Source organism: Neisseria sp. DTU_2020_1000833_1_SI_GRL_NUU_006 (assembly GCA_032388755.1).
GTDB lineage: Bacteria > Pseudomonadota > Gammaproteobacteria > Burkholderiales > Neisseriaceae > Neisseria > Neisseria sicca_C.
In genome coordinates, this window is sequence record CP135593.1 from 19,803 (window position 1) to 32,514 (window position 12,712).

The 12,712-nt window shown below is 49.5% G+C and carries 11 protein-coding genes; 6 read left to right on the forward strand and 5 right to left on the reverse strand.

The annotated features are described in order from the left end of the window. The first annotated feature begins 183 nt into the window (after window positions 1-183). Window positions 184-519 (forward strand): hypothetical protein, encoded by a 336-nt coding sequence (locus tag RSJ68_00090; protein ID WNU97207.1) that lies wholly within the window; start codon window positions 184-186, stop codon window positions 517-519. Between the two features lie 135 nt (window positions 520-654). Here RSJ68_00090 and ilvC read toward each other — a convergent pair whose 3' ends face one another. The 5 genes from ilvC to RSJ68_00115 form a co-directional block, all read right to left on the reverse strand. Then, window positions 655-1,668 (reverse strand): ketol-acid reductoisomerase, encoded by a 1,014-nt coding sequence (gene ilvC, locus RSJ68_00095; protein ID WNU97208.1) that lies wholly within the window; start codon window positions 1,666-1,668, stop codon window positions 655-657. A gap of 73 nt (window positions 1,669-1,741) precedes the next feature. After that, a complete protein-coding gene (locus RSJ68_00100; protein ID WNU97209.1) occupies window positions 1,742-2,035 on the reverse strand; it encodes a putative quinol monooxygenase in 294 nt (97 codons plus the stop codon). Between the two features lie 62 nt (window positions 2,036-2,097). Beyond that, complete coding sequence (gene ilvN / locus RSJ68_00105; GenBank protein ID WNU97210.1) at window positions 2,098-2,589, reverse strand: acetolactate synthase small subunit; 492 nt, start codon at window positions 2,587-2,589, stop codon at window positions 2,098-2,100. Between the two features lie 11 nt (window positions 2,590-2,600). Next, entirely contained in the window at window positions 2,601-4,325 is a 1,725-nt protein-coding gene (gene ilvB / locus RSJ68_00110; protein ID WNU97211.1) for a biosynthetic-type acetolactate synthase large subunit, read from the reverse strand. 429 nt (window positions 4,326-4,754) lie between these two features. After that, complete coding sequence (locus tag RSJ68_00115) at window positions 4,755-5,897, reverse strand: extracellular solute-binding protein (protein WNU97212.1); 1,143 nt, start codon at window positions 5,895-5,897, stop codon at window positions 4,755-4,757. 303 nt (window positions 5,898-6,200) lie between these two features. On the opposite strand from RSJ68_00115, the gene rpsT reads away from it, so the two are divergent. The 5 genes from rpsT (at window position 6,201) to RSJ68_00140 (ending at window position 12,664) form a co-directional block, all read left to right on the forward strand. Further along, entirely contained in the window at window positions 6,201-6,464 is a 264-nt protein-coding gene (gene rpsT / locus RSJ68_00120) for a 30S ribosomal protein S20 (GenBank protein WNU97213.1), read from the forward strand. Window positions 6,465-6,704: 240 nt separating this feature from the next. Beyond that, window positions 6,705-7,925, forward strand: coding sequence for a phospholipase A (locus RSJ68_00125; protein ID WNU97214.1), 1,221 nt, complete (start codon window positions 6,705-6,707; stop codon window positions 7,923-7,925). Between the two features lie 158 nt (window positions 7,926-8,083). Further along, on the forward strand, window positions 8,084-8,785 hold the full coding sequence (locus RSJ68_00130; GenBank protein ID WNU97215.1) for a DUF502 domain-containing protein: 702 nt from the start codon (window positions 8,084-8,086) through the stop codon (window positions 8,783-8,785). A gap of 63 nt (window positions 8,786-8,848) precedes the next feature. Next, entirely contained in the window at window positions 8,849-10,657 is a 1,809-nt protein-coding gene (gene aspS, locus RSJ68_00135; protein ID WNU97216.1) for an aspartate--tRNA ligase, read from the forward strand. A 657-nt stretch (window positions 10,658-11,314) separates the two neighbouring features. Next, complete coding sequence (locus RSJ68_00140; GenBank protein WNU97217.1) at window positions 11,315-12,664, forward strand: PIG-L family deacetylase; 1,350 nt, start codon at window positions 11,315-11,317, stop codon at window positions 12,662-12,664. The last annotated feature ends 48 nt before the right edge of the window (window positions 12,665-12,712 follow it).

Genomic DNA, 12,712 nt, shown 5'->3' on the forward strand with positions numbered 1-12,712 from the left:
CTGAAACATCCGCAAGAGTCATAACATCGAAATGGCGCGTTCAGACGACCTTTAAAGCCTATAATGATATACCGTAACACTATGTTAATAAAGAAGAAATTGTTTACTGAGCTGCCAAAAAAGGATAACATAGAGACCGTAACCTAAAGGGTTTTAATTAACCATCGATAACGAGGAATCAAAATGACTTGCAAAATCCACGATCATCACGACCATACCCATGGCACCGGTTGCGGCCATACCGCCATCAAACATGACGACCACACCGACTATCTGCACGACGGCCACCTGCACCACGAACACAACGGTCATTACGACGAACACAGCTTAAGCGTCAATGAAACCAACCCTGACGGCTGCCATCCCGTCGATACCTGCAAAGGCCACGTTCACGGCGAAGGTTGCGGCCATGAAGCCGTACCGCACGGCGATCACACCGACTACATCGTCAACGGCCGCCTGCACCACCAACACGGCGACCACTGCGACGATCACGGTCCGGTTGAGATTGTGAAGTAAGCAGTTTTTAAAGCTTAGGTATAAAAAGGTCGTCTGAAATACATTTGGGTTTTCAGACGACCTTTTTACACTGTGTATGACAAAAAACCTGCCCGAATCGTCGGGCAGGTTTGCTTATGGCTGAACCGAGTCGGATTAGTTTTTGTCCAAATCGACCAGTTTGTTTTTGGCAATCCAAGGCATCATGGAGCGCAGTTGTGCGCCTACTTTTTCGATTTGGTGGTCGGCAGTCAGGCGGCGGCGGGCGGTCATGCTGGCGTAGTTGACGGCGCCTTCTTGGATGAACATTTTGGCATATTCGCCGGTTTGGATGCGTTTGAGGGCGTTGCGCATGGCTTCGCGGGATTTGTCGTTGATGACTTCCACGCCGGTAACGTATTCGCCGTACTCCGCGTTGTTGGAAATGGAGTAGTTCATGTTGGCGATGCCGCCTTCGTAAATCAGGTCAACGATGAGCTTCATTTCGTGCAGGCATTCGAAGTATGCCATTTCGGGCGCGTAGCCTGCTTCGGTCAGGGTTTCGAAGCCGGTTTTGATCAATTCGACCACGCCGCCGCACAATACGGCTTGTTCGCCGAAGAGGTCGGTTTCGGTTTCTTCGCGGAAGTTGGTTTCAATCACGCCGCCTTTGGTGCCGCCGTTGGCTGCTGCGTAAGACAGGGCGATGTCGCGCGCTTTGCCGCTTTTATCTTGGTAAACGGCGATCAGCGAAGGTACGCCGCCGCCTTTCAGGAATTCGCTGCGTACGGTATGGCCGGGGCCTTTGGGGGCGACCATAATCACGTCCAAGTCGGCACGCGGTACGATTTGGTTGTAGTGTACGTTGAAGCCGTGTGCGAAAGCGAGTACCGCGCCTTGTTTCAGGTTAGGCTCGATTTCGTTTTTGTACACAACAGGCTGGTTTTCGTCGGGCAGCAGAATCATCACTACGTCAGCTTTTTTGGTGGCATCGGCTACGGACAATACTTCGAAGCCGGCTGCTTCTGCTTTTCTCCAAGAGCCGCCTTGGCGCAGGCCGACTACTACGTTTACGCCTGAATCTTTCAGGTTTGCCGCGTGGGCGTGGCCTTGTGAGCCGTAGCCGATGATGGCGACGGTTTTACCTTTGATCAGGGACAGGTCGGCGTCTTTATCGTAATAAACTTGCATTTGATTTCCTTTGGATAAAATGGGTTCCGGCTTTGTGTTGAGGATGCCGGACAGTTGGATTGAGGGTAAAGGGTTAAACGGAGAGTTCTTCCATCAAAACGATTTCGAGCGCGTCGGTTTTGCCGTCGATGGCTTTAACGAAACCTTGGAAATGTTCGCTGGCGTTGTGCGTATCGATGGCTGCCTGAGATTTCCAGTTTTCGACGAAGACGAAACGTTCGGGTTTGCCGATTTCCTGATGCAAATCGTAGCTGATGTTGCCTTCTTCCGCTCGGCTGGCTTTGACCAGGCTTTGGAACAAGGGTTTCAGCGTTTCTGTATGTTCAGGTTTGACGGTAACCAGCGCGACGATTTTAATGTTTGACATCAATCTCTCCTGCCGTTTCTGTTTTCAGACGACCTATCGGGTCGTCTGAAAAACCGACGGTGTTAAATTTTCAAAATACGCTCGCCGCGGCCGATGCCGGCTGCACCTGTGCGTACGGTTTCCAAAATCTGGGCGCGTCCGACGGTTTCGAGGAAGGAGTCGAGTTTGTCGGTCGAGCCTGTGATTTCGATGGTGTAGCTGCGGTCGGTTACGTCGATGATGCTGCCGCGGTAGATTTCGGTCAGGCGTAAAAATTCGTCGCGGTCTTTGCCGACGGCGCGGACTTTTACCAACATCAATTCGCGTTCGACAAAACGGCTTTCGTTCAAATCGACCACTTTAATCACCTCAATTAATTTATTGAGTTGCTTGGTGATTTGTTCGATGACTTGCTCGTCGCCGTGGGTAACGATGGTCATGCGCGAAAGGGTTTTGTCTTCGGTCGGTGCTACTGCCAAGGAGTCGATGTTGTAGTCGCGAGCGGAGAAAAGACCGACCACGCGGCTCATCGCGCCTGATTCGTTTTCCATCAGAACAGATAAGATATGTCGCATTGTCGTTCTCCTTACGCTTTCGGGTTTTCGCGCATGTGCGGCGGCAGAACCATTTCGTCCAAACCTTTGCCGTTGCCGACCATGGGCAGCACGTTTTGTTTCTTATCGGTCAAGAAGTCGATAAATACCAGACGGTCTTTTTGTTTGACTGCTTCCAAAAGCGCACCTTCAACATCGGATTTTTTATCCACGCGGATGCCGATGTGCCCGTATGCTTCCGCCAGTTTGACGAAATCGGGCAGAGAATCGAAATAGGTTTCCGATTCGCGGTTGCCGTAATACAGTTCCTGCCATTGGCGAACCATGCCGAGGTAGCCGTTGTTGAGGGTAACGACGTTTACCGGAATGCGGTATTGGAAGCAGGTGGACAATTCTTGGATGTTCATCTGAATCGAACCTTCGCCGGTAATGCAGAACACGTCTTGATCGGGGGCGGCAAGTTTCGCGCCCATCGCATACGGCAAACCTACACCCATCGTACCCAAGCCGCCGGAATTGAGCCATTGGCGCGGGCGTTCGAACGGATAATATTGCGCCGCGAACATTTGGTGTTGTCCCACGTCCGAAGTGATGATGGCGGAATTGCCGGTAACTTCGGCAAGTTTCTGCACGACATATTGCGGCTTGATGATTTCGCTGTCGTTGTCAAACCACAGGCAGTTGCGCGAACGCCATTCTTCGATGTTTTTCCACCATTTGTCCAAAGAGTCGGCGGCAGGTGCATCCTGCTTGCCCCACAAAGCAATCATTTCGGACAAGACGTTTTTCACATCGCCGACAATCGGAATATCGACTTTGACGCGTTTGGCGATGCTGGACGGGTCAACATCAATATGAATGACTTTTTTGGCTTTTTCAAAGAATTTGGACGGAACGGAGACGACACGGTCGTCAAAACGCGCACCCACTGCCAATACGACATCTGCGTTTTGCATGGCGAGGTTGGCTTCGTAAGTGCCGTGCATACCCAGCATACCCAAGAATTGGCGGTCGCTTGAAGGGTACGCGCCCAGCCCCATCAGCGTGCCGGTACACGGTGCGCCCGTCATGCGGACAAATTTCGTCAGCTCTTCCGAAGCATTGCCCAATACCACGCCGCCGCCGAAATAAACGATCGGACGTTTGGCGGAAGCCAACATTTGGATGGCTTTTTTAATCTGCCCGATATGGCCTTGCACGACAGGTTGGTAAGAGCGGATAAAGATGTCTTCCTGCGGATAGCTGAATTTCGCCATCGCCTGCGTTACATCTTTGGGAATATCGACTACGACCGGACCGGGTCGGCCGCTGGCGGCGATTTGGAATGCCTTTTTAATGGTCTCGGCAAGCTCGTTGACGTTGGTTACCAAGAAATTGTGTTTGACGCACGGACGGGTAATGCCGACCGTATCCACCTCTTGAAACGCATCCGTACCGATGAGCGAATTGCCGACCTGTCCGCTGATGACCACCATCGGAATCGAATCGCTGTATGCGGTGGCAATGCCTGTCAGCGCATTGGTCACGCCCGGACCGGAAGTAACCAGCGCGACGCCAACTTTGCCGCTGACGCGCGCATACGCATCTGCCGCGTGTACCGCCGCCTGCTCGTGTCGGGTCAGGATGTGCTTGAATTTATTGAGTTGGAAAATAGCGTCGTAGATTTCGATGACTGCGCCGCCCGGATAGCCGAAAACATACTCTACACCTTCGGCTTTGAGACTTTGCACTATGATTTGTGCACCTGATAATTGCATAATGACCTCTTTTATACGGCTTCAAACCAATAGGGGCAACCCGCCTCGCCACAGCACCTGTAATGCAAGCCCTCCAAGCAGCGGTTTAGGGTACGCGCATTGAAGGAACACGGCGACAGTCAGACTGTCCAATCAATTGGAATGAAACACAGAGTTTATGAATGAAAGAATGCAAACGATAACGCAAACCGCCTGTTCAATCAAGACAAAATCTTTCATCTTTTAACGTTGTTTGAATATTGTGAAGATTGCTTTTTGATTTTTATAGGATAAATATGATTTGGGTTTCTTGGATCTTGTATCTTCGTTCATAAAATTGTTGACATTTTGAAGCTGGATTGCAAGTTGCCTTCTTCAGTTCGATTAATAAGCAAAGGTCGTCTGAAAACTCCAATTCAAGATTTTCAGACGACCTTTCACTTCAAAACATCAGTTTGAACCGACTTTAATCTTCTGCCACAGATTAACCGACAGTTTCTTCGCATCCGAACTCATTTGCGGCATCACAAAACCGTCTTTCATATCCTGAGCATTCGGGAAGATGGAGCGGGTGTTAACCAACTCGGCAGGCATTTTCTCGCGTGCCGGTTTGCTTGCAGGCGCAAAGGTAACGGCAATGCCGTTTTTCGCAGCCACTTCGGGATCAAGCGTATAGTTGATGTATTTGTGGGCATTGGCAATGTTTTTCGCATCGGCGGGAATCAGCCAAGATTCAATCCAGAAGCCCATACCCTTCGGCGTCAACACTTCGATGCCGACATTGTTTTTCACTTCTTCGGAACGCGCTTTCGCCAAGTTCAAGTCGCCTCCGTTACCGGCCGCAAGACAGATGTCGCCGCGCGCCAGTTCGTCAATGATGGACGGACTGAAACGTTTTACATCAGGACGGATGGCTTTCAGCACTTCCGCCGCCGCTTTCAAATCATCAGGATTTGTGCCTTTGGGGTCTTTACCCAAATAATTCAGTAAAATTGGGAACATCTCGCTCGGCGTGTCCCACAAGGCGATACCGCATGATTTCAGCTTGTTGGTGTATTCAGGCTTGAACAGCAAATCCCAACCGTTTTCAGGCAGCTTGCCGCCCAAAAGTTCTTTGCCCTTCGCCGTAATTGCCAAAGTGTTGACACCGGAGAAATAAGGAACGGCATACTGGTTGCCCGGGTCGGCAGTTTCCAGCATTTTCAACAATTCGGGATCGATGTTTTTGTAATTGGGAATCAGGTCTTTATTGATTTTTTGATAAGCACCCGCTTCGATTTGACGGGGCAGGAAGGCGATGCCGGGAACGACCAAGTCATAGCCGGATTTGCCGGTCAGCATTTTGGCTTCGAGGGTTTCGTTGTTTTCGTAAAGGTCGTAGGTCAGCTTCAGCTTATTGGCTTTTTTGAAGTCTTCAACGGTGCTCTCGTCAACGTAGTTCGACCAGTTGTAGATGTTCAAAGTATCGGTGGCGGCTGCTTCGGCATTGGCAGCAGGCGCGCTGCCTGCTTGAGGTTGCTCGGTTTTTTTCTCGCCACCGCCGCAAGCGGCCAGCGATAATGCCGCCAATACGGCTAATACGGATTTTTTCATACGGGCAGATTCCTGATGAAAGATTGTTAACGGAAAATGAACACTCTGCACCCCATCAATACCCCGGCGCAAAGCGGGGCTATTGTAATGGAAGTGGGTGAGAACTCAAAGCAATATCTGACTGATTTTTATTGAAATAAGGCACGATTTCTTAGGCTCGGGAAAACGGCGTTGCACAAGATGTCGTTTTTGGGCAAAATACGGGCGATTTGCGCGCACGAACAGAGAAAATACTTGCATATAGAGGAATCTGTCTTTAAAATTGCGCGTTTACAGAATTTATTTTTTCAGGAGATATTCAATATGGCAAACAGCGCACAAGCCCGCAAACGTGCCCGCCAATCGGTTAAACAACGCGCCCACAACGCCAGCCTGCGTACTGCATTCCGTACCGCGGTGAAAAAAGTGTTGAAAGCAGTTGAAGCCGGCGACAAAGCTGCTGCTCAAGCAGTTTACCAAGAGTCCGTCAAAGTCATCGACCGTATCGCTGACAAAGGCGTATTCCACAAAAACAAAGCAGCCCGCCATAAGAGCCGTCTGTCTGCCAAAGTAAAAGCATTGGCTTAATCTTTTTCGCCCATCCTCTTGGCGTTTTATCGCGTCGGGACAGGCAAGCAGATAACGATGCCCCTGAGGTCTTAACCTTTCAGGGGCATTGCCGTATGTGATGCAAGTTGATGTAAACTTTTCAGACGACCTGCCGTAAAGAAGGCGCAAGGCGGTAAAATGCGGTTTAATCTGTTTTTCAAACGATTAATCCCGATTTTCAGGCAAAAGGTCATCTGAAAACATCCAATCGGCAATCCCATGAATGAAATGATGAACAAGATGTTGAAACACGATTTGGCGCAAAGCAATGCCCTAAAGAACAAAAAACCGTCATTCTCCAAATGTCGGCGCGCTTTGATGCTTATCCTTATCGGCGGAACAGCCGCCCCTGTCGCCTATGCCGACACAGCTTTGCAATGCACCTCCATTCAAGACAATGCCACCCGTTTGGCGTGTTACGACAGCATTTACTCGGCTCAACTGCCGCCGCAAGCACCGCTGCCCATCATTCGCGAAGAAGCCGCCAAAGCGCCGGTCGATTTGCCCAAAACCATCAGCACTAGCCGCGAGAAAAAGGCGGCGACGATTGTGTTTGACGAAAATAAAGAACAATCCACACTTTCGGAAGACAATCTCCGCATCACAGCCGATGCCTACACGCCGTTGAGCCTGATGTACGATTTGGACAAAAATGACTCGCGCGGCTTATTGAGCGTGCGCGAGCACAATCCCATGTACCTGATGCCCGCATGGTACAACAGCTCGCCCAACCTGCATCCCCATTCCCCTTCGCGCGGCACGACCAATCAGGAAAAATTCAGCGAACAGAAACACATAGAAACCAAACTGCAAGTTTCGTTCAAAAGCAAAATCGCCGAAGATTTGTTTAAAACCCGCGCGGATTTGTGGTTCGGCTATACCCAAAAATCCGATTGGCAGATTTACAACCAAGGCAGAAAATCCGCGCCGTTCCGCAATACCGATTACGAACCCGAAATCTTCCTGACCCAGCCCGTGAAGGCAGATTTGCCGTTCGGCGGCAAACTGCGGATGGTCGGCGCAGGCTTCGTCCACCAATCCAACGGACAAAGCCGCCCCGAATCTCGCTCATGGAACCGCGTTTACGCATTGGCGGGGATGGAATGGGGCAAACTGACCGTCATCCCGCGCGTGTGGATGCGCGCCTTTGATCAGACCGGCGAAAACAACGACAATCCCGACATTACCGACTATATGGGTTATGGCGATTTGAAGCTGCAATACCGTCTGAACGACAAACAAAATATTTCGTCCCTGCTGCGCTACAATCCCAAAACCGGACACGGCGCGGTTGAAGCCGCCTATACTTTCCCGATTAAAGGCAAACTCAAAGGCGTCGTGCGCGGCTTTCACGGCTACGGCGAAAGCCTGATTGATTACAACCACAAACAAAACGGCATCGGCATCGGCCTGATGTTCAACGACTGGGACGGAATTTGATGCCCGACCCTGTTTTCAGACGACCTTTTACATCATGTTGCACACAGGTCGTCTGAAAGCAAAACAAACACCCTTCCCATATTAAAAACACTCGTTTCCTATCGCCCAAACGCGTATAATGCAACGTTTGGGCGATATTTGTCGGAATAACACAGAAGATGACGGAACAAACGGCCGAAGGCGGAAAAGTTGCCAAGGCATTAAAAAAATATCTGATTACAGGCATGCTGGTATGGCTGCCAATAGCCGTAACCATTTGGGCGGTCAGCTATATCATATCTGCCGCCGACCGGCTAATCAGCCTGCTGCCCGAGCAATGGCAGCCCCAATATTTCTGGGGATTCAACATTCCCGGCCTGGGCATTATTGCCGCCATTGTCGTCTTGTTTCTGACCGGCGTGTTCGCCGCCAACGTTTTGGGGCGTCAAATCCTCGCCGCATGGGACAGCCTGTTGGGACGGATTCCCGTCGTCAAGTCCATCTATTCCAGCGTCAAAAAAGTATCCGAGTCCCTGCTCTCCGACAGCAGCCGCTCGTTCAGAACGCCCGTGCTGGTTCCATTCCCGCAACCCAATATTTGGACGATTGCCTTTGTATCAGGGCATATTCCCGACAAACTCAAAGGCAGCCTGCCGCACGATGACGACTATCTCTCCGTCTATGTGCCGACCACGCCCAACCCGACCGGCGGCTATTACATCATGGTGAAAAAGAGCGACGTGCGCGAACTCGATATGAGCGTGGACGAAGCATTGAAATATGTGATTTCGATGGGTATGGTGATGCCGGATGAAGTTCGGGTCAAGGCTTTGGCAGAACACAGGTCGTCTGAAAACGGCGATACAGAACAAAACAATTAAGGTGTCTTTTTTCAGACGACCTTTTCCTTCTTTTCAAATTGAACAATATAAAAAGGTGATTTTATGCGTACCAACTATTGCGGCCTGATCAGCGAGCAATACTTAGACCAAACCGTAACCGTCAAAGGATGGGTACACCGCCGGCGCGACCACGGCGGTGTGATTTTTATCGACCTGCGCGACCGCGAAGGTATCGTCCAAGTCGTGATTGACCCCGATACGCCCGAAGCGTTTGCCACTGCCGATTCCGCCCGCAACGAATACGTTTTGAGCATTACCGGCCGCGTGCGCAACCGTCCCGAAGGCACGACCAACGACAAAATGATTTCCGGCAAAATCGAAATCCTTGCCAAAGAAATCGAAGTGTTGAACGCCGCCGCTACGCCGCCGTTCCAAATTGACGACGAAAACATCAGCGAAAACGTGCGCCTGACCAACCGCGTTATCGACCTGCGCCGTCCGGTGATGCAGCGCAACCTGCGCCTGCGTTATCAAGTTGCTATGGGTGTTCGCCGTTATTTGGATGCGCAAGGCTTCATCGACATCGAAACCCCGATGCTGACCCGCTCTACTCCAGAAGGCGCGCGCGACTATCTCGTGCCGAGCCGCGTTCATCCGGGCGAGTTTTTCGCGCTGCCGCAATCGCCGCAATTGTTCAAACAACTGTTGATGGTGGCGGGTTTCGACCGTTACTACCAAATTACCAAGTGCTTCCGCGACGAAGACTTGCGCGCCGACCGCCAGCCTGAATTCACCCAAATCGACTTGGAAACCTCGTTCTTGAACGAGGATGAAATCATGGACATCACCGAAGGCATGGCAAAACAAGTTTTCCAAGACGCATTGGGCGTGGACTTGGGCGATTTCCCGCGTATGCCTTACGCCGAAGCCATGTTTTACTACGGCTCCGACAAACCCGATATGCGCATCAGCCTGAAATTTACCGAGCTGACCGACCTGATGAAAACGGAAGAATTCAAAGTCTTCCGCGGCGCAGCCGACATGAAAGGCGGCCGCGTGGTTGCCCTGCGCGTACCGAACGGCGCGAAATTCAGCCGTAAAGAAATCGACGAATACACCAAATTTGTCGGCATCTACGGCGCGAAAGGTTTGGCGTACATCAAAGTGAACGATGTCAGCAACCTTTCCAACGGCGAAGACAGCGGCCTGCAATCTCCAATTGTGAAATTCCTGTCCGAAAACGCCCTGAAAGAAATCATTGCGCGTACCGGCGCGCAAAACGGCGACATCATCTTCTTCGGCGCAGACAAAGCCAAAGTCGTGAACGAAGCCATCGGCGCTTTGCGTATCAAAGTCGGCTTGGAACACGGCGCGGAAAACGGCTACTTCGTGGACGAATGGAAACCTTTGTGGGTCGTTGATTTCCCGATGTTCGAATACGACGAAGACGGCGACCGCTGGGCGGCCATGCACCATCCGTTCACCTCGCCCAAGCCAGGCCATGAAGACCTGATGGCGTCCGATCCTGAAAACTGCCTGGCCCGCGCCTACGACATGGTGTTGAACGGCTGGGAAATCGGCGGCGGTTCCATCCGTATCCACCGTGCCGACGTACAGGAAAAAGTGTTCGCCGCGCTGAAAATCAGCCCTGAAGAGCAGCAGGAAAAATTCGGCTTCCTCTTGGACAACCTGAAATTCGGCGCGCCTCCGCACGGCGGTTTGGCATTCGGCCTCGACCGTCTGGTAACGCTGATGACCGGTGCCGAATCCATCCGCGACGTGATTGCCTTCCCGAAAACCCAACGCGCCCAATGTCTGCTGACCAACGCACCGAATGCGGTGGACGACAAACAACTGCGCGAATTGAGCTTGCGCCTGCGTCAAAAAGCGACCGAAAATAAAGAAGCGTAATTTTTAAAAGCAGGTGGGCAACACCTGAGAGTCAAAAGGTCGTCTGAAACCTATTACACGGGTTTCAGACGACCTTTTTCATTGTTTGGCCAAGAAGTTAGGTTGAACGTTTCATTTATCTGATTTGTTGAATAGAAGTACGCCATGATTTTGTGAAAACTGTTATTCGCGAGCGGTTGAAGCAAATGTTAGCGCTTGAAGAATATGAATATGGTCCGATTGCGGTTGCAAAAAAAAATTCTCTAGGCTTTTTTTTGAAAATGTGATTTTTGCAAATATATGACAATGTACGTTATTGATTATATATATCGGCACGGCAGCTGTGTGGCAATAATATCTATCTGATAATATTATGAATTTTATGTATTTTATGAATTTTATATTAGCAGACGGGGGTTTTGAAGAACTTAAAATTAATTTGAAGCTTGTGTAATATTGATAAATATAAGAAAATTTTCAAATATTACATTTAGATTTTTGTAAATCTCTCATTCAACAAAGAAATCACTATAAAAATGCTAAATGTATGAATTTGCAAATTCACAAATGTAATATTTTAAAAAATAATTACAGGGGTTAAGAATGTCATTATTTACAATGCTTGCAGTATTGATAATTGGGTTGGTGTGCTTCTTGATAATAATTATGAGAATGCACATGAAACGCTTTGCTTATGACGTTACAAAGGATTATCGCTATGACTGTTTGCCACAGCATTTCGTGTCGAAATTAGAGGAGGGGGTTATTAAGCTACCTCAAGAAGTGGATATTAATGATACGGTCTTGGCTGCGGTCAGTGTTGAAACTTCTTTGTTGGGCAAATGGTTGTTGCCCTATATTGAGATTGAAACCCGCAAAGGTATTTGGAAACATTACATCGAATTTGGCGGTAGAGGCGTGAGATATTTGAACTTCAGCGATATGTTTGATGCTGAAAGTCGGGAAATTTCCTTGAGGAGCAGAAGGGTCTTGTTGAAAAATCAGGAAGTCAGACTGACTGTTTATCCGCGTATGTCTTTGGATGATAAAAAAATCCTAGTGCTTGCGCCGCACGCTGACGATGCGGAGTTGGCAGCTTACGGTCTGTATGAAAAATATGCTGAAAATTCGATGGTGGTAACGGTAACGGCAAGCGAAGCAGGGCGTTTCCATTATGAAAACCTTTTCTGCAAACGCTGTCCTACGGAAACTAAGGAGCAATATTTGGAAAAGGGGCGGATGCGGGTCTGGAACAGTCTGACCGTTCCGCTTTTGGCAGGGGTATCGTCTGAAAACATTTTGCAGCTCGGTTTTTTTGATACGACGCTGAAAACTTTATATCGCCACCCCGAGCGTGAAATTCCTTCTGCCAAGTTGGAGACGGCAGACGTGGGTATTTTCCGGCGGGCCAATAAATCTGCCATATCAGAGGGTTTGCACGGTGGTTCGAATTGGCATGATTTGGTGGACAATATGGCTTACGTCATCGAATCATTCCGTCCGGATGTTATTGTTACGCCTTCGCCGAATATTGATGTCCATACCGATCATCAATGTACAACTATTGCTGCTGTTGAGGCATTAAAAAAGCTGAATTACACCAACGGTTCGCTGTTTTTATATGCGGTTCACTATCTGACCGATGACTATCCTTTGGGGAATGTCGGTGCTTCGTTGAGTCTGCCGCCGTTTTTTAGCGAAGAAGACAGTAGCGATATGTTGTATTTCCATTCAATTTATTCCCATCCCGTTGATAAAAAAACGCAAAACCATAAATTGTTGGCATTGGATGCGATGAACGATATTCGTCCGAATGCGCGTAACTACATGGATTGGAAACATGTATTACGTAGAGGTCTGAGCCTGCTGTATCACGATCTTACCTCTATCCGTTCGGATCTGATCAACCGATTTGTCCGCAGTAATGAGTTTTTTATGTTGTTCCTATCAGTGATGTCCACAATCAGGAGACTTACCAGAAAATTATTTCTCGAGGCGGGAAGAATCACCTTCATTGATCCGATCTGAAATGTTTTCAGACGACCTTTAAATATACAAAGGTCGTCTGAAAACCTA

Bases quoted from the DNA above. Each gene is read 5' to 3' on its own strand.
- RSJ68_00090 (WNU97207.1), top strand. From the start codon at position 184: ATGACTTGCAAAATCCACGATCATCACGACCATACCCATGGCACCGGT.
- ilvC (WNU97208.1), bottom strand. From the start codon at position 1,668: ATGCAAGTTTATTACGATAAAGACGCCGACCTGTCCCTGATCAAAGGT.
- RSJ68_00100 (WNU97209.1), bottom strand. From the start codon at position 2,035: ATGTCAAACATTAAAATCGTCGCGCTGGTTACCGTCAAACCTGAACAT.
- ilvN (WNU97210.1), bottom strand. From the start codon at position 2,589: ATGCGACATATCTTATCTGTTCTGATGGAAAACGAATCAGGCGCGATG.
- ilvB (WNU97211.1), bottom strand. From the start codon at position 4,325: ATGCAATTATCAGGTGCACAAATCATAGTGCAAAGTCTCAAAGCCGAA.
- RSJ68_00115 (WNU97212.1), bottom strand. From the start codon at position 5,897: ATGAAAAAATCCGTATTAGCCGTATTGGCGGCATTATCGCTGGCCGCT.
- rpsT (WNU97213.1), top strand. From the start codon at position 6,201: ATGGCAAACAGCGCACAAGCCCGCAAACGTGCCCGCCAATCGGTTAAA.
- RSJ68_00125 (WNU97214.1), top strand. From the start codon at position 6,705: ATGAATGAAATGATGAACAAGATGTTGAAACACGATTTGGCGCAAAGC.
- RSJ68_00130 (WNU97215.1), top strand. From the start codon at position 8,084: ATGACGGAACAAACGGCCGAAGGCGGAAAAGTTGCCAAGGCATTAAAA.
- aspS (WNU97216.1), top strand. From the start codon at position 8,849: ATGCGTACCAACTATTGCGGCCTGATCAGCGAGCAATACTTAGACCAA.
- RSJ68_00140 (WNU97217.1), top strand. From the start codon at position 11,315: ATGAAACGCTTTGCTTATGACGTTACAAAGGATTATCGCTATGACTGT.